This window comes from Thermococcus sp. Bubb.Bath (genome assembly GCF_012027595.1).
Taxonomy (GTDB): domain Archaea; phylum Methanobacteriota_B; class Thermococci; order Thermococcales; family Thermococcaceae; genus Thermococcus.
Genome location: NZ_SNUR01000001.1, coordinates 360,319 through 374,684 on the forward strand (window position 1 = coordinate 360,319; position 14,366 = coordinate 374,684).

The following is a 14,366-nucleotide window of genomic DNA, read 5'->3' on the forward strand; positions in this document are numbered from 1 at the left end:
CCTTTGCCCGCGCGCTCTCACCGGCGAATGCCAAGGGGAAGAATTATAAAGGCTTGATGCCAAATATAGACGGAGCTGCCACGAGGCAGCCCTCAATAGGAGGTGTTGAAAGATGGTCGAGTTGCTGGTTAAGTCCAAGGTTAAGGAAGCCGTTAAGGGCATGGATGAGGAAATGAGGGTTAACCCGGAGTTCTACGACGCCCTTGAGGCCGAAGTCAAGGCCCTTATCGAGAAGGCCGTCAAGAGGGCCAAGGACGAGGGCAAGAAGACCCTCTACCCGAGGCACGTCTGATTGCGATGCGTTTTTATTCTCCTTTTCTAATTCTCTTAGGTGTTACCAATGGCGCTCCAGAAACTTGGTGATTCTACCTACCTTTACCCAGGAAGCCCCTCCACCATGGTGGTCCTCTCCAATGGGAAAGCCGTTCTGGTTGACCCAGGACATGGAAAGGGCAGGCATAAGGACCTGAGAAGGGAGGTCAAAAAGCTTGGCCTGGGGATAAAGGCCCAGCTGGCCACCCACGCTCACGCCGACCACGTATCCGTCTCCCCCAGGATAGAAGCTCCCCTCTTCATTCACCGCTTTGAGTTCTCGATAGCGGAGAGCCCGCTGAACAGGGAGGTCCTCACCTTCGGGTCGAAGGCGCCGCAGGGTTTCCTCGTCTTTCAGTTCCCCGAGGAAGTCAAGGTGCACGCGGTCTTTGAATGGGGCGATGAACTCTTTGGAATGAGGGCGATCAAACTCAACGGGCACTCCCCGGGAATGACGGGCTTTCTCCACGAGGGGGACGGTGTTCTGTACGCTGGGGATGCGTTCTTCGGCTCCAGGGTCATAGATTCAGTGGGGATCCCGTACCTCGTCGACCCAGAATTATTTAAAACATCAATTAATGAATTACAGAATTATGCAAAAAAGGGCTTTCTCCTCATACCCTCCCATGGGAAACCCGTCAGTGGTGAGGAGGCACTTGAACTGCTTGACTACAACGCATCCAGAGTGAACGAGGTTGGGTCCCTTATCCTTGAACTCCTCAGGGAACCGATGGGGTTGGACGAGCTGGCGTTCAGAATAATGAGGCACTACGGCGTTGAAATAACTCCCCAAAAGCTCGCTCTCAACCTCGTCCCTGTTAGGGCGTTCATAGCCGAGCTTTACAACGAAGGAGAAATAGATGCGGTCGTTGACAACGGACTTAAGTGGAGGGTAAGAAAGGAGTGAGTCCCCTCATTAGAAACTCCCATAGGGGAAGGATTTCGATTTCGACACCATCCACTGCCCTCCGGCCCTTTTCCTCCCATGTGATCATGAGGGCTTTCTTTGATCTCAGAAGCCTGGAAACCCTTACCAGGTTTCCAATTTCCCTCTCTCGTGTATCTTCAAGGGAGAAGATCACCTGGAGGGGAAGCATGGTATTGGGCAACCGAATTACGAAGTCCACCTCCCCCTTATCATCCCTCCAGTAATAGACTTCTCCCGGAGAGAAAGAGTAGCTCAGTGAACGCTTGATTTCGAGGAACACCGCCAGCTCCATGAGTTTTCCTCTCTCTGGATGGGCCTTTAGGGAGAGCACCCTTGCTATGCCCGTATCTATCGGATAGACCTTCCTGGGGGCGAGTAATTGGCCTTTGGGCTTAAAAGAAAAGCGCATCAGTGTGAAGACTAGGTAGGCCTCCTCCAGATATGAAACGTAATCTCTGACTGTGTGAACGTCCTTTAGGCCAACTATTGAACCCATCTTGGAGTAGGTGAACTCGGAGGAATAGTTCGAAATCAGGTACCTCGCGAGCTCCCTGAGGGCTTCCTGATGTCTCACGTTGTGCCTCATTATCACGTCCCTCTCCACCAAATCCCGGTATATCTGGCTCAGGTACAGTTTTCCGAACTTTCCGACTTCAGGGAAACCGCCCATTTCCAGATACTCACCGAGGGAGCGTTTTATCTCCGCCAGCTTTCTGTCAGAGTGCTCCCAGTTCTCCCCCAGCTCGACTCCACGAAGCTTTAAGAACTCACGGAAGGAAAACGGAAAGAGCGTGAGCTCAACGTGCCTCCCCGTCAGGTATGTGGCCATCTCTCCGGAGAGAAGCTTCGATGAGGAGCCAGTAACGATGACCCTTTTGTTCACTCTCATGCGCGAGACGAACTTCTGCCAGCCCCCTACCTCCTGAACCTCATCGAGGACTATAGTTGGGGGCTCTCCCCAGAGCTCCCGTGCGGCGCTTAGGAGCCTCTCAAAGTCCCCGCTTTTGAAGTCGATCAACCTCTCATCGAAGAAGTTGACGTAAAGGACGTCTTTCCCGGCGAGGCGCCACGATAAAACGGACTTTCCAGAGCGCCGCACGCCGAGTATGGCAAGCACGTTGGGAAAGGAAAGGAGCTCCTTAGCGCTTTTCTCGACGTCCCTCTCTACGAGTCGCTCCCTGCTCACAAAATCCAGGAGCTCTTCCCTCTGAGAAGTCAGCACGTTTTTGAGTTCTTCGACCTTCATGGTAACCCATTATTTTCCTGATTCCCTTAAACTTTGCGGTTACTAACCACACAATTTCAGGAAAACTTTGTGATTAGCAACCACAAAGATTGGTCTTCTCTTTGTGGGTATTATCCACAGACTCACTCTTCATCAGGATAGCACAGGTATCTGTATGGGCAGAAGCGGCAGGCGTAGGAGTACTCGCCGCGGGGAGGGCGGTCGCGCTCGTAGGCCTTTTTGACGGTGTAGAACCGCCTTAGAGTCTCCTTGAACAGGCCCTCATCGTAGGGCACTTCGAACGTCCTGAAATTCGGGCCTTTCACTACTGGGAACTCGGAGAAATCGAGCTTCCTTATTATCTTCACCGGCTCCTCATGGAGTTTAATATAGTAGAGATAGCCGTATTCTGCCCCCGCCCACCGAAGATAAATGTTGAGCTGTGCCAGATGCTGCTCGTAGGGAACCCTGGGTAGACTGGTCTTGCCCTTTATCTCGATTGGGAACTCCTTAAACGCGTCTATCCTGCCGTGAATTTCAAAGCCCAACCTGTTTGAGCGAAGAATCAGGTGCTTCTCAAGCTCAAACCCAAAACGCTTCTCCAGAATCTCCCCAAGAACGCCGTGGGTGTTTATCCCCTGGTTGAGCCTCACCTTAAGGAACTCAGGCCAGCGTTCAGGGTAGCCCTTAAGCCGGTAGTATATCCTTCGCGGGCAGGTTAAAGCCTCGCTCGCATAGAACTCTATGAGGCCATCGTTCTCTTCTCTACCCCCATCCACCATCATAGCGCTGCCTCCATAGCGGGGCGGGTCATCGGCCCGCAAACCTCGCCGCCCCTGCGTCAGCTAATACCGACATCATCACCCGTCAGACTGGGCAAGGGTCGTCATCCGCGGGTGGGCTACGCTGGAGGGCTTAAAACGTTTTGCCTAAAAAAGGCGGGAGAAAAATAGAAGGCCCTCAGACTCTAATACGGCCCTTCTCACCGCGCCGTATCGAGTAGCTGAGGCCGTACGCCGGCCACAGGCTGGGCGGGCTCTCGTAGTGGTGGAGGTTCCTGAGTATCTTCTCCGCCGACTCCCTGCTCTTCGCGCGGACTACGAGCTTTCCGTGCCTGAGCTCGACTTCTCCGTCGGGGAGCCTAACGCGGAGGCTGTCTCCTGAAACCTCTGGCCTCGCCTTCATCAGGAGCCTGCGGTACTCCTCGTACGCCTCCCTGCTGAGGGACTGCTCAAGAAAAGGCCGTTCCTCTTCCTCCCTAGAGCCAAATATCCTTGAAAACCAACTACTACTTGAGGACTCGTCCTCCATACCCTTCATCGACCTCCGGTCTGGGATGTTTCCCAGTGTTTTCTCTGTTTATAGGACTTTTAAGGCTTTCTCATCGTTTTTCGACGAAACAACAGGAATCCAAGGAAAGCCTAATATACCCCGCCATCGTCTCACTGGATGATGACGGGGACGCAGGTCATAAAGCCAAGGATAAGGGAGATACTATCCAAAGAGCTCCCGGGAGAGCTCATCCGGCTCCTCCCAAAGCACTGGGTGCAGATAGGGGATGTTCTGATCCTCCCGCTCAGACCCGAGCTTGAGCCGTACAAGAGTAGGATAGCTGAGGTTTATGCGGAAGTTATCGGGGTCAAGGCCGTCCTGAGGAAGGGCCGCATAGGGGGAGAGTTCCGCGAGACCAACTACGAGCTCCTCTACGGAAACGATACTGTAACGGTTCACATTGAGAACGGCGTCAAGTACAAGCTTGACGCTGCAAAGGTTATGTTCTCGCCTGCAAACGTGAAAGAGCGTGTGAGAATGGCCGAAGTAGCCAGGCCGGGCGAGCTTGTGGTGGATATGTTCGCCGGAATCGGACATCTGAGCCTCCCAATGGCAGTTCACAAGGGAACCAGGGTTATAGCGATAGAGAAGAGTCCCTACACCTTCCGCTTTCTGGTCGAAAACATCTGGCTCAACGGAGTTCAGGATTTAATGACGCCCTACAACATGGATAACCGCGACTTTCCCGCTGAAAGCATCGCCGACAGAATACTGATGGGCTACGTGGTTACCACCCACAAGTTCATCCCAAAAGCCCTGAGCATAGCGAAGGACGAGGCGGTAATTCACTACCACAACACAGTCCCTGAAAAGTTGAGACCTGAAGAACCCTTTGCCACCTTTAAGAGAATCGCAAGAGAGCACGGCTACGAGGCGGAGAAGCTGAACGAGCTGGTGGTAAAGCGCTACGCCCCAGGAGTTTGGCATGTTGTCGTCGATGTGAGGGTTTACAAGCGGTAGCTACTCCCTCTCCCCCCAGAGAGGCTCCCAATCGTCGCAGACGAAGTTCATATGGACGGTTTTCATGTGTTTTCTGCATATCCCGTGGTTTGGAAGGCATGAGTCTATCGGGCCGACCAGCGGCAGTTCTTGCAGGCTTTGAGGTTCTGCTCCATCCCAGCTCACCTGGAAAGAAAAATAGAGACAAAAAGATTTCAAATCCCTGCTCCAATGTCCTCCGCGATGTCCGGGAGGTCGAGGGCGATGAGCTTGGCCTTGGTTGGGATTCCGTCCCTGCTCCAGCCGCGGGCCTGGTAGTATTCATCCAGCATCCTGTCGAGCTCCCACGGCGGGACGTGCAGGCCCTTGCTGACTCCCTCCGGAATCGGCTCCCACATGACCCTGTACGGGAGCGTGTCGTCCTTCCTGCTGAAGCCCTCCCTGACGTTGAAGGCCCTGGCGATGTTCATTATCCTCTCGCCGATGACGGCAAGCTCAGCCTCGCCGATGTTCATGCCGGTGACGGCCTCAACGAGCGGCGGGAAGCCCTCAAGGAAGTACATATGCCTTGAGAACTTGCACGTTCCGGTGGCATCGTAGATTGCCATGAGGTTCTCGTGGAATGCTATCTCAAAGCCCTTGTTCTCGCCCTTGGTTCTGTCGATGTCCTCGAACTTCCACCACTTTCCTACGAGCTCTGTTCCGTAGGCGCCGCTGGTCAGGTGGTCGGCACCGCGGACATTGACGGCGAACGCTAAGGCCATTCCCTTTATACCGCGGACGTCGTAGGCCGGCGGTTCCATGCCCTTAACGTGCATGGCGAACTTCCAGCTGTCTTTACCCAAGCGCTCGCTGGCCCTTTTGACACCATCGGCAAGGAGCTTTCCAAGGTTGCCCTCGCGTAGCGCCATCTTCCTTAGGGCCTCGACGGCAGCTTCACCGTTGCCGAAGGTGAGCTCAATGCCATCTGTATCCTCCTTGGTGAGGAGACTGCGCTCGTAGGCCTCCATAGCCCAGGCTATTGTAACGCCGGCCGAAATGGTGTCAAGTCCGTATTCATCAGCGAGTTTGTTAAGGTAAGCAACGGTCTCAAAGTCGTCCAGTTCAAGGACGCCGCCAAAGGAGTAGAGGGTCTCGTACTCCGGTCCGTCGACCTCGAAGGTACCCCACTTCTCGCTCTCAACGTGAACGTACTGGCTGCACGGCTTGTTGCACATCGGGCATGGCCTCCTGCCGGCCCGGTATCTCGGCGCCCAGAAGTAGGGATCGATTCCAATGTGCTCCCTTCCCTCCTCTTTGGCCTTTTCGTAGGCCTTCTTGAAAAAGCCCATCTGCCAGTTCCTAACAGGGAAGGTGCCGCGCTCACGGTTCATCCAGTCAAGGAACTCACCGCTTCCGTACCCCATGTCAGCCTTAGTGGCCGGGTGATCCTTGAAGATGAACGCCCACTTCTTTATCAGCTCGCGGAGCTTCTCCGGATCGGCAATCGGGACCTTCTTGCTGCCCTTGACGAGTATTCCCTTGAGCTTCTTGCTTCCGAGGACTGCACCGGGGCCACCGCGGGCGGCCTGCCTCTCGTCGGTCTCGATGATCGAGATGAGGCTGAGCTTCTCACCGGCCGGACCGATGAAAGCGGTTGCAAATCTTGGATACTCCTGAGCGGCCTTTGCCCTCGCCTCACCAGTGGTCAGACCCCAGTAGGCATCTGCCGGGACGATTTTGACCTCATCGTCCTCGATGACGAGAAGAACGGGCTCCTCACTCTGGCCCTCGATTATGAGCATGTCATAGCCGGCCCTCTTGAGCTGGACGCCGAGCTCGGCACCGGCCATAGAACGCCCGTATCCGCCGGTTAGCGGGCTCTTGAAGTTGAATGCAGTCTTTGAGCCGGTTCCTATGCCAGTATCAACGAACAGGCCTGGGGTTATTATCATCTTGTTCTCCGGCCCGAGCGGGTCCGCTCCCTTCGGAACCTCGTTGTAGAGAACCCTTGTTCCAAAACCTACACCGCCGAGGTACTTCCTCGGGAACTCCTCGGGGAGGGGCTCTACCTTGGTCTCCTTGGTAGTCAGATTAACCCTTAGAATCCTGCCCCAGTATCCTCCTTTAGCCTCCATATCAGAATCACCTCGAAGGATTTTCGGTTCGAAGAATATAAGCCCTTCGAAAGGGGTTCTGTTTTATGAGAAATCCAATGTTAAGCAAGTGTGTTATCAACCCTGCGTCTATGTACTCTTCGAGTGTTCAATATCCTACATCAGATTAGGGCAGGAGTGAAAGGTATATACCGAAAACTTACGATGATGAGACTTTGAAAAGCTTCGTTAGGAGGGCTTTGCTCTGCAAAGTTTCATCAAAGGTTATGGTTCTTCTCAAAAGTGCTGTTTTTAGGAGGAGATTTCCTTTAGAAGCTTCTTCTCTCATTTTGAATTCCAGTTTTAGTGGGCTTGTTCTCTATGAGTTTGCTTTGTAATAGACGCCCGTAGGGCGTCAAAGTGAGAGAAACTCTTTTTTAGTAGACTGAATTTTGGAATTCATGCCTTTTTAGCCTGTGTATCACGAAAATCATTGTAGAAGGGCAATTTTAAGAAGAACCACGAACTTTGATCAAACTTTTGCTTGGCAAAAGTTTGTTTTCTGGCGGGCCGGGCGGGATTCGAACCCGCGACCTTCGGCTCCGGAGGCCGACGCCCCGTCCTGACTAGGCCACCGGCCCACGACCCGAGGATAGTATGGGTGAGCGTTTAAAAATCTAACCACGACTCAACCTTTTTAAGAACCCTGCACTAGATGGGAAGGGTGAAGGTAATGACGATAGTCGATGTTAGAATACTAGTAGAGGGCGCTAGCGATGTGGAGGTCGTAAGCAAGGCCCTCCAGGGTCTGGCACTGGGGAGTGAGTACAACATCACGATCTCGGCGATAATCCCGACAACCAATGTGGAGATAGCGAAGAGCGCCGCCGCTGGGGCGGACCTCCTGATCATAGCCACCGACGCGGATAGGGTCGGAAGAGAGCTGGCTGAGAGGCTCTTCAACGAACTGGGCCAGATGGTCGGCCACATCGAGAGGATGAAGCTCCCCCTCGGTCACGACCTTGAGCACGTCGACGTCGAGCTGGTAAGGAAGGAGCTCAAGAACACACTCGTAAGGGCGGGCCTCAAGAGCCTCAACGTTCTACCGGAGTACATGGAGCTCCGGAAGCAGCTCCTCGACATCAAGGGCAAGTACGACAACCTGGCAAACGAGTACGAGGGCCTGATGGCCGAGCACGAGGACCTCCAGAAGAAGTACGACGAGCTTAGAGGTGAATACACCAGACTTAAACAGGAGAATGAGAGCCTCCAGGCGCTCCTAGAGAAGAAGACGAGGCCAGTTAAAATAGAAGATGCATGGAAGGCACTCTTCCCGGCGGAGCCGGTTCCACCCGAGGGACACCTCGCGATAGCCGTGGAGAAGCTCGGTCTCAACGGAAAGATAGTTGTCGGGCAGGGGTATATCTTTGCCGAGGATGAGGAAGCCGTTAACGAACTCCTCAAAACGGTCTACCTCAGTATGATAATAGCCTCCGACATGGGAAAAGCGGAAGAGCCGGCCCCTGTTGAGGAGAAGGCCAGTGAACCCGTCAAGGAGACCTCCGAGGAGCAGGGAGAGGAAGACGAGCTGAAGAAGATACTCTCCGGGATAAACGCGAGCAGCGAGTGAAGTGGGATAGAAGATGTCCCTCAGAGCCGCAGCCATCGAGATCTCTGAAAACGTGGAGGAGACTATCGAGGAGTTCGCCACCTACCTTGACTTGGAAGGGAAGAGCCAGCACACAGTCAGGATGTACACCTACTACGTGAGGCGCTATCTGGAATGGGGTGGCAGTTTGAGCGCCCGCTCCGCCCTCCGCTTTCTCACCCGGCTTAGAAAATCCGGCTATTCCAGCAAGAGCCTCAACCTCGTGGTGCAGGCCCTCCGGTCCTACTTTCGCTTTGAGGGAGCCGACGATGAGGCCGAGAAGCTAAAGCCTCCCAAAGTTCCCAAGAGCCTCCCCAAGGCCCTGAGCAGGGAGGAAGTTAAGAGGATACTCTCGGTTATTCCTCCCACAAGAAAGAGGGATAGGCTCATCTTTCTCCTTCTCTACGGTGCCGGTTTGCGCGTCAGCGAACTCTGCAACCTCAAGATAGGCGATGTTGACTTCGAGAGGGGCTTCATCGTTGTGCGCGGGGGAAAAGGGGCAAAGGACAGGGTCGTGCCGGTCTCCAGTGCCCTTCTGGATGAAATCCGTTCCTATCTCTCAACGAGGAACGATGACAGTGAGTACCTCATCGTCGAGGAGAGGCGCAAGAAAAAGGACAAACTCTCCCCTAGAAACGTCTGGTACCTCCTGAGGGAATACGGGGTTCGCGCTGGAGTGAAGGTTACCCCCCACATGCTCCGCCACAGCTTCGCCACCCACATGCTCGAAAGGGGAGTTGACATAAGGGCCATCCAGGAGCTCCTCGGACATTCAAACCTCTCAACGACCCAGATTTACACTAAGGTGACTGCAGAACATCTAAAGAAGGCGCAGGAGCAGGCAAGACTGCTTGAGTCCCTCCAAGGAGAAGAGTAAGAGGAGAATAAAGAAAAGGTCAGTCCTCCCAGGGCTCGCTGTACTTCAGGGCCCAGCCGAACTCCTCCTTCAGAATGTCTATGGCTGCATACGGCGGGAGTATGCTCTTCTCGGTGATGATGACGTCCACGTACTCCGGTGGTGTTACATCGAAGGCTGGGTTCCAGACCTCTATGTTCTTCGGCCACTCCTTGAGCTCCTCCTCTGGAATGACCTCGGTTGGATCGCGCATCTCTATCTCGACGAGCTGGCCGAGCATGGTTTCGGGGTGGAACTTGTATGTCTCCGCTGCAATCATCGTCCAAACGCGGTGTTCCTTGGCTGTGAGGGCTATCAGGGCAGTTCCGATCTTGTTTATCACTGCCCCGTTGGCGGTTATGCTGTCGGCGCCCATGACGACCTTGTCTGTCATTTTCATGTAGTGCCTCGCCGCTGAATCGACCACATAGATAACCGGGATACCGTAGGAGGCAAGCTCCTTCGCCGTTATCTTACCCTGCCACTTGGGCCTCGTCTCGGTAACGATGACCTTTATGTCCTTGCCCTGCTCCCACGCGGTCTTCATAACGCTTACGGCCGCTTTGCTGTGACAGTGCGTCATTATGACGTCCCCGTCCTCTATCCTCTTGGCCCCAATTTCTCCAATCCTCTTGACAGCGTTCTCAGAGTTGTGGATGAACTCCTTGGCGGCGTTTATTATGATGAACTTAAGCTGCTCGAAGTCCGCCCCGCTCGAGTAGGCTATCTTTCCCCTGTGCATCACGTAACGAAGCGCGTTGGGCAGGGAAACCGCCGTCGGCCTGGTCTCATAGAGGATTTTGGCCGCCTTCTTCATGTCCTTCCAGAACTCGTTAACGTCCTTTGCCTCGCTCTTCTCAGCCTGAAGCTGGAGGGCATAGGCGGCATAGCGGGCTATCTTCCCGGCTCCCCTAATCTCCATGTTCTCGATCTGCCGGGCGATTTCAAGGACTTCCTTCACCACTGCCATGTCTTTCACCACCACGTAATCTTTGGGTTGGATGGAGGGGTTTATATCTCTTGCGAACGGGGAGAAGCTTTTTAAAGCGTCCCCTCAACAACCACCGGGAAAGGGCCACGCCCAATGAATCCCGCTGATGAATGGAGGTGGGAGGAATGGCTACATTTAAGGTTGTTGTGTCGAACCCAAAGAGCGGAATTGCCAGGCAGATAGAGATTGAGGGAGAAGCAGCGGAGAAACTCGTTGGAAAGAGGATCGGGGACGAGATTCCCGTCAGCGAGCTCGGAATAAACCTCTCCGAGATATTCGGTGAGGAGATACCCGGGAACGCCAAGCTCAAGATAAAGGGCGGCACTGACAGGGACGGATTCCCCATGAGGCCGGACGTTCACGGCCCGAGAAGGGTCAAGATTCTCCTCTCACGCGGCCCCGGCTTCAAGCCGAAGGAGAGGGGCGAGAGGAGGAAGAAGACCGTCCGTGGCAACACCATCAGCCCGGACATCGTTCAGATCAACGCGATCCTCGTCTTCTGAGGGCCTTCTCCATCTCTCTTCTTCGTTCTTCTCAGTTCTTTTAAGGCCAGGTTTCTTCAAGTTTCCTCAAGCGTTCGTCGGTTCGCGCGTTCTCCCATGGTCTTCACCGGCGAAGAGGGCCCAGAATGTTGCCATTGATAGACCGTAAAGTGTCTCAGTCATGAGGAAGGGTATCGTGAGGGAGCGGTCGAAGACGTATCCCCCCAGGTACTGTCCGATTCCAAAGGTGAGTGTCCAAGAGAAGTTCCTTATGGCGAGCGCCGTTGGACGTTCTCCCCCAGGAAAGAAGAGCATCATGAATGCATCCCGGATAGGGTTCACGATGTTCATTAGTATTGTCCGGATTATATAAACCACTGCCGCGAGCTGGAATGATGGGAGGAAAGGCATCCCCACTATCAGCCCGCTCGCGCTGCCGTTGAAAGCAACTATCGTCTTGACGCTCCCAACTCTGTCCGCTATCGCCGGAAGGACGAAAGTCCCGAACCCCATTATGAACTGCTGCAGGGCGAAGAGCCCTCCAATGCTGCTTAACGATGTCTCAAAGCGCCTGCTGAACCACAGCCCATGTATGGTATAGTTATACCTGCGCCCAACCCTATGAGGGCACTTGGAAGGGAGAACTTAGCTATCCTAAGGGCTAGTCCCTTTGAAAACCTAATCTCCCTCACTTCTCCTCCTGCTACTGGCGATACGAGGAAAACAAGAAACATCTGAAGGGGGATGAAAAAGAATGCAACTAGAAGTGCCGCTCGATATGGCTCCCCTTCGAACATGCCCGGGAGAACCCCTCCCAGGAGCATCCCGAAGCCGGCTCCAAAAGTCCCCATGGCCGAGTTGAGAGAAAAGAGGTAGTGCCTGTCCTCGTCACTGGCTTCTTCGCTCAGGATGGACATCAAGGCCGGACCTTCGAGTGCCATCCCGAATCCGAAGAGGGTGGAGGCAACGGCAAAGGCCTCAAACCTTGTATACGTGACTTGAAGCCCTCTCCCCGTTAAGAACAGGAGAAGGGCGAGGAGGAGGGACCTGTGGTATCGGAGCTTAACCGTTATAGGTCCGGCGAAGAGAAGGAGTGTCGCCTGTGTCAGCGTTGAAATGGAGAATATCGTCCCGATTTCTGAATAGCTCATTCCGAGGGACTTAAAGTAAAAGGGGAGGATGAACCAGGCTATGTTGCCCACTAACCAGCCGAGGAAGGAGTAGGCCACAAGAAGGTATGCGTCGCGCTTGAACCCAAGATAGCTGGGGAGAGGCATGGGGAGAGCTTAAAGGCGGCGTTTATAAATTTGTCGAAACGCTGAGACTCTAATGGTAACCGTAAACTATTTTTAGAAGGGCGACCAAGAAGTTCTGGTGATTCTCAATGCTTGGCATAGACCTCTCCGGAAAGCTTGCCTTCACGACCGCTTCAAGCAAGGGCATAGGCTTCGGCGTTGCAAGGGTTCTGGCGAAGGCTGGAGTGGATGTGATACTCCTCTCACGGAGCGAGGAGAACCTGAAGAGGGCGAAGGAGAAGCTCAAGGCCGAGAGTGATGTTGAGGTGAGTTACATCGTTGCAGACCTCACCAAGAGGGAAGACCTTGAGAGAACGGTGGAGGAACTTAAAGACATCGGTGAACCTGACATATTCTTCTTCTCCACTGGTGGGCCGAAGCCGGGCTACTTCATGGAGATGGGCATGGAGGACTGGGAAGGGGCGGTTAAGCTTCTCCTCTATCCTGCGGTCTACCTGACGAAGGCGCTCGTTCCGGCTATGGAGCGGAAGGACTTTGGGAGGATAGTCTACTCCACAAGCGTCGCCATAAAGGAGCCGATACCGAACATAGCCCTCAGCAACGTGGTCAGAATCTCAATGGCAGGCTTGGTGAGAACGCTCGCTAAAGAGCTCGGGCCGAAGGGGATAACCGTAAACGGGATAATGCCCGGCATCATAAGGACGGATAGGATGATACAGCTCGCGAAGGACAGGGCTGAGAGGGAAGGCAAGACTGTTGAAGAGGCGCTCCAGGAGTACGCGAAGCCGATACCGCTCGGAAGGCTGGGAGAACCGGAGGAGATAGGCTACCTCGTGGCGTTCTTAGCCAGCGACCTCGGGAGCTACATAAACGGCGCCATGATTCCGGTTGACGGCGGAAGGCTCAGCTCGGTGTTTTAGAGGCCTTCTCTTTTTCTACTACCCTCTCATAGGCCCGCTTTATTTTCCCATAGTCCCCCTTCGTGAACGTGCACTCCTTTACGCAGACCGAACAGCCGAGGGTTCTTGAGAAGACGACGGCGCACTTCTTGTAGTCCACGTGCACCTCCCGGCCGTTTTCCCTCTTCGGCGTTGTGTAAATAGCTTGAGCCGGGCAGGCCCTAACGCACGCGTTGCAGCGGTCACAGAAGTCCGGAATCCACTCGTATTCCCAAACGCGCTCGTCAGTGTAGGGAAGCTCTAAATCAGTGTAAACCACCCCTATCCTCACGCTCGGCCCGTTTTCAGGGGTTATCAAAAGGCCGTACTTGCCTATGTGGCCGAGGCCGGCTTTCTGGGCCAGAAGCGGAAAGTTCGTGCTTCCACCAACGGCCGGGTCGGGCTGGGCGTTGTAGCCCCCCTTCCTCAAAAACTCCGCTATCTTGTACGCTGCCTTGGTCAAGCGGTAGTAGGTTCTCCAAACCTCAATTCCAGCCCTAACGCCGGGTGCCTTCGCTATCTCTCCCTTCCGCATCTCTCCTATGAGCACTATCGCGTTCTCGAAGAGAACAGCCCTGTTGGAGAAGACCAGGTCCGGAGTAAGCTTCGTGTAGCCGACCTCCAAAACGCCGAGGGATTTTGCATAGAGCTCAAGTTCCTCAAAGAACTCCGGCGGGGCGATCTTTTTGCCCCTCTCCGGGTTCCTCCTTACGCTTGTCACACTCTTTCGAGCGTAGTAAGCCGTACCCAGGAGATAGGGAAGAACGAGGACCATCTTGAGGATGTGGATTCCTGGCTTTCCGTGCAACGCAACTACCTCAGGCACCAGCCGGCCCTCTGGAGAGTCTGGCGAGTTCCCAAAGGCCGGCTTAATGCTTGTGTACTTCCTTACGTCCGGGAAGACCGTGTAGACGAACTTCCTCGCGAGCTTGGCCTTGAGACCCACGGATTTCACCGGTATAAAGAGTGTCGCATAGGCTTAAAAGGGCACCCTTTTATAGGGAGAGCCTCAAAGTAGAGCGGTGATAGCATGGCGATCATGAGGCTCTGGCACGGGCGCGTGCCGAGGGAGAAGGGAGATGCCTACGAGCGATTTCTGATAGAGCGGGTGGTTCCTGACTACAGCTCCGTTGATGGGCTTTTGAAGCTCTACTTCACTAGAAGGGACGAGGAGAACGAGACCCACTTCCTGCTCGTGACGATATGGGACTCGATGGAATCCATCAAAAAGTTCGCTGGTGAGAACCCTGAGCTGGTCAAATACTACCCGGAAAACGACGAGTTCCTCCTGGAGAAGGAGAAGTACGTCCAGCACTACGAGGTATTCTACGAGGGGTGAGCTATG

18 protein-coding genes and 1 tRNA gene are annotated in these 14,366 nt (G+C 54.3%); 9 read left to right on the forward strand and 10 right to left on the reverse strand.

Annotation, left to right across the window (positions count from 1 at the left end; genetic code table 11):
• Window positions 1–112: 112 nt before the first annotated feature.
• The gene (locus tag E3E29_RS01930; protein ID WP_167909255.1) at window positions 113–292 is read left to right on the forward strand and encodes a hypothetical protein; all 180 of its coding nucleotides are present in this window, start codon (window positions 113–115) and stop codon (window positions 290–292) included.
• A 48-nt stretch (window positions 293–340) separates the two neighbouring features.
• Window positions 341–1,219, forward strand: a complete 879-nt coding sequence (locus tag E3E29_RS01935) for an MBL fold metallo-hydrolase (protein WP_167909256.1) — start codon at window positions 341–343, stop codon at window positions 1,217–1,219.
• Here E3E29_RS01935 and E3E29_RS01940 read toward each other — a convergent pair.
• From E3E29_RS01940 to E3E29_RS01950, 3 genes are all read right to left on the reverse strand, one after another.
• A complete protein-coding gene (locus tag E3E29_RS01940; protein WP_167909257.1) occupies window positions 1,194–2,486 on the reverse strand; it encodes an ATP-binding protein in 1,293 nt (430 codons plus the stop codon). The genes E3E29_RS01935 and E3E29_RS01940 overlap by 26 nt on opposite strands.
• A gap of 122 nt (window positions 2,487–2,608) precedes the next feature.
• On the reverse strand, window positions 2,609–3,247 hold the full coding sequence (cas4, locus tag E3E29_RS01945; RefSeq protein ID WP_394352971.1) for a CRISPR-associated protein Cas4: 639 nt from the start codon (window positions 3,245–3,247) through the stop codon (window positions 2,609–2,611).
• Window positions 3,248–3,425: 178 nt separating this feature from the next.
• Window positions 3,426–3,776 (reverse strand): hypothetical protein, encoded by a 351-nt coding sequence (locus E3E29_RS01950; RefSeq protein ID WP_167909807.1) that lies wholly within the window; start codon window positions 3,774–3,776, stop codon window positions 3,426–3,428.
• 141 nt (window positions 3,777–3,917) lie between these two features.
• On the opposite strand from E3E29_RS01950, the gene E3E29_RS01955 reads away from it, so the two are divergent.
• Window positions 3,918–4,757 (forward strand): class I SAM-dependent methyltransferase family protein, encoded by an 840-nt coding sequence (locus E3E29_RS01955; RefSeq protein WP_167909806.1) that lies wholly within the window; start codon window positions 3,918–3,920, stop codon window positions 4,755–4,757.
• Here E3E29_RS01955 and E3E29_RS01960 read toward each other — a convergent pair whose 3' ends face one another.
• Together E3E29_RS01960 and E3E29_RS01965 are read right to left on the reverse strand one after the other, a co-directional pair.
• On the reverse strand, window positions 4,758–4,922 hold the full coding sequence (locus E3E29_RS01960; RefSeq protein WP_167908966.1) for a hypothetical protein: 165 nt from the start codon (window positions 4,920–4,922) through the stop codon (window positions 4,758–4,760). It abuts the gene before it with no gap.
• Between the two features lie 29 nt (window positions 4,923–4,951).
• Window positions 4,952–6,853, reverse strand: coding sequence for an aldehyde ferredoxin oxidoreductase family protein (locus tag E3E29_RS01965; RefSeq protein WP_167909258.1), 1,902 nt, complete (start codon window positions 6,851–6,853; stop codon window positions 4,952–4,954).
• Between the two features lie 194 nt (window positions 6,854–7,047).
• On the opposite strand from E3E29_RS01965, the gene E3E29_RS11625 reads away from it, so the two are divergent.
• A complete protein-coding gene (locus tag E3E29_RS11625; RefSeq protein ID WP_206205744.1) occupies window positions 7,048–7,209 on the forward strand; it encodes a hypothetical protein in 162 nt (53 codons plus the stop codon).
• A gap of 165 nt (window positions 7,210–7,374) precedes the next feature.
• On the opposite strand, the gene E3E29_RS01970 is transcribed toward E3E29_RS11625, so the two are convergent.
• Window positions 7,375–7,452, reverse strand: a tRNA-Arg gene (locus tag E3E29_RS01970).
• A gap of 92 nt (window positions 7,453–7,544) precedes the next feature.
• On the opposite strand from E3E29_RS01970, the gene E3E29_RS01975 reads away from it, so the two are divergent.
• Complete coding sequence (locus tag E3E29_RS01975; RefSeq protein ID WP_167909808.1) at window positions 7,545–8,441, forward strand: toprim domain-containing protein; 897 nt, start codon at window positions 7,545–7,547, stop codon at window positions 8,439–8,441.
• A gap of 13 nt (window positions 8,442–8,454) precedes the next feature.
• Window positions 8,455–9,336 (forward strand): site-specific tyrosine recombinase/integron integrase, encoded by an 882-nt coding sequence (gene xerA / locus E3E29_RS01980; protein ID WP_167909259.1) that lies wholly within the window; start codon window positions 8,455–8,457, stop codon window positions 9,334–9,336.
• Window positions 9,337–9,355: 19 nt separating this feature from the next.
• Here xerA and E3E29_RS01985 read toward each other — a convergent pair whose 3' ends face one another.
• Window positions 9,356–10,324, reverse strand: a complete 969-nt coding sequence (locus E3E29_RS01985) for a ribose 1,5-bisphosphate isomerase (RefSeq protein WP_167909809.1) — start codon at window positions 10,322–10,324, stop codon at window positions 9,356–9,358.
• Between the two features lie 146 nt (window positions 10,325–10,470).
• On the opposite strand from E3E29_RS01985, the gene E3E29_RS01990 reads away from it, so the two are divergent.
• Entirely contained in the window at window positions 10,471–10,848 is a 378-nt protein-coding gene (locus E3E29_RS01990; RefSeq protein WP_167909260.1) for a 30S ribosomal protein S6e, read from the forward strand.
• Window positions 10,849–10,914: 66 nt separating this feature from the next.
• On the opposite strand, the gene E3E29_RS12015 is transcribed toward E3E29_RS01990, so the two are convergent.
• Together E3E29_RS12015 and E3E29_RS12020 are read right to left on the reverse strand one after the other, a co-directional pair.
• Window positions 10,915–11,421, reverse strand: a complete 507-nt coding sequence (locus E3E29_RS12015; protein WP_342764671.1) for an MFS transporter — start codon at window positions 11,419–11,421, stop codon at window positions 10,915–10,917.
• Entirely contained in the window at window positions 11,379–12,104 is a 726-nt protein-coding gene (locus tag E3E29_RS12020) for an MFS transporter (protein ID WP_342764647.1), read from the reverse strand. Before E3E29_RS12020 ends, E3E29_RS12015 begins: the two co-directional genes overlap by 43 nt.
• A gap of 107 nt (window positions 12,105–12,211) precedes the next feature.
• Here E3E29_RS12020 and E3E29_RS02000 point away from each other — a divergent pair, with 107 nt between their 5' ends.
• On the forward strand, window positions 12,212–13,003 hold the full coding sequence (locus E3E29_RS02000; RefSeq protein ID WP_167909261.1) for an SDR family oxidoreductase: 792 nt from the start codon (window positions 12,212–12,214) through the stop codon (window positions 13,001–13,003).
• On the opposite strand, the gene E3E29_RS11715 is transcribed toward E3E29_RS02000, so the two are convergent.
• Window positions 12,987–13,976 (reverse strand): 4Fe-4S dicluster domain-containing protein, encoded by a 990-nt coding sequence (locus tag E3E29_RS11715; RefSeq protein ID WP_342764648.1) that lies wholly within the window; start codon window positions 13,974–13,976, stop codon window positions 12,987–12,989. The genes E3E29_RS02000 and E3E29_RS11715 overlap by 17 nt on opposite strands.
• 75 nt (window positions 13,977–14,051) lie before the next feature.
• Between E3E29_RS11715 and E3E29_RS02010 the strand changes: the two genes are divergently transcribed.
• On the forward strand, window positions 14,052–14,360 hold the full coding sequence (locus E3E29_RS02010) for an antibiotic biosynthesis monooxygenase (protein WP_167909262.1): 309 nt from the start codon (window positions 14,052–14,054) through the stop codon (window positions 14,358–14,360).
• Window positions 14,361–14,366: the final 6 nt, after the last annotated feature.

Excerpts from the sequence above, each read along its gene's own strand:
- E3E29_RS01930 (WP_167909255.1), top strand. The coding sequence starts at position 113 with ATGGTCGAGTTGCTGGTTAAGTCCAAGGTTAAGGAAGCCGTTAAGGGC.
- E3E29_RS01935 (WP_167909256.1), top strand. The coding sequence starts at position 341 with ATGGCGCTCCAGAAACTTGGTGATTCTACCTACCTTTACCCAGGAAGC.
- E3E29_RS01940 (WP_167909257.1), bottom strand. The coding sequence starts at position 2,486 with ATGAAGGTCGAAGAACTCAAAAACGTGCTGACTTCTCAGAGGGAAGAG.
- cas4 (WP_394352971.1), bottom strand. The coding sequence starts at position 3,247 with ATGGTGGATGGGGGTAGAGAAGAGAACGATGGCCTCATAGAGTTCTAT.
- E3E29_RS01950 (WP_167909807.1), bottom strand. The coding sequence starts at position 3,776 with ATGGAGGACGAGTCCTCAAGTAGTAGTTGGTTTTCAAGGATATTTGGC.
- E3E29_RS01955 (WP_167909806.1), top strand. The coding sequence starts at position 3,918 with ATGACGGGGACGCAGGTCATAAAGCCAAGGATAAGGGAGATACTATCC.
- E3E29_RS01965 (WP_167909258.1), bottom strand. The coding sequence starts at position 6,853 with ATGGAGGCTAAAGGAGGATACTGGGGCAGGATTCTAAGGGTTAATCTG.
- E3E29_RS01975 (WP_167909808.1), top strand. The coding sequence starts at position 7,545 with ATGACGATAGTCGATGTTAGAATACTAGTAGAGGGCGCTAGCGATGTG.
- xerA (WP_167909259.1), top strand. The coding sequence starts at position 8,455 with ATGTCCCTCAGAGCCGCAGCCATCGAGATCTCTGAAAACGTGGAGGAG.
- E3E29_RS01985 (WP_167909809.1), bottom strand. The coding sequence starts at position 10,324 with ATGGCAGTGGTGAAGGAAGTCCTTGAAATCGCCCGGCAGATCGAGAAC.
- E3E29_RS01990 (WP_167909260.1), top strand. The coding sequence starts at position 10,471 with ATGGCTACATTTAAGGTTGTTGTGTCGAACCCAAAGAGCGGAATTGCC.
- E3E29_RS12020 (WP_342764647.1), bottom strand. The coding sequence starts at position 12,104 with ATGCCTCTCCCCAGCTATCTTGGGTTCAAGCGCGACGCATACCTTCTT.
- E3E29_RS02000 (WP_167909261.1), top strand. The coding sequence starts at position 12,212 with ATGCTTGGCATAGACCTCTCCGGAAAGCTTGCCTTCACGACCGCTTCA.
- E3E29_RS02010 (WP_167909262.1), top strand. The coding sequence starts at position 14,052 with ATGGCGATCATGAGGCTCTGGCACGGGCGCGTGCCGAGGGAGAAGGGA.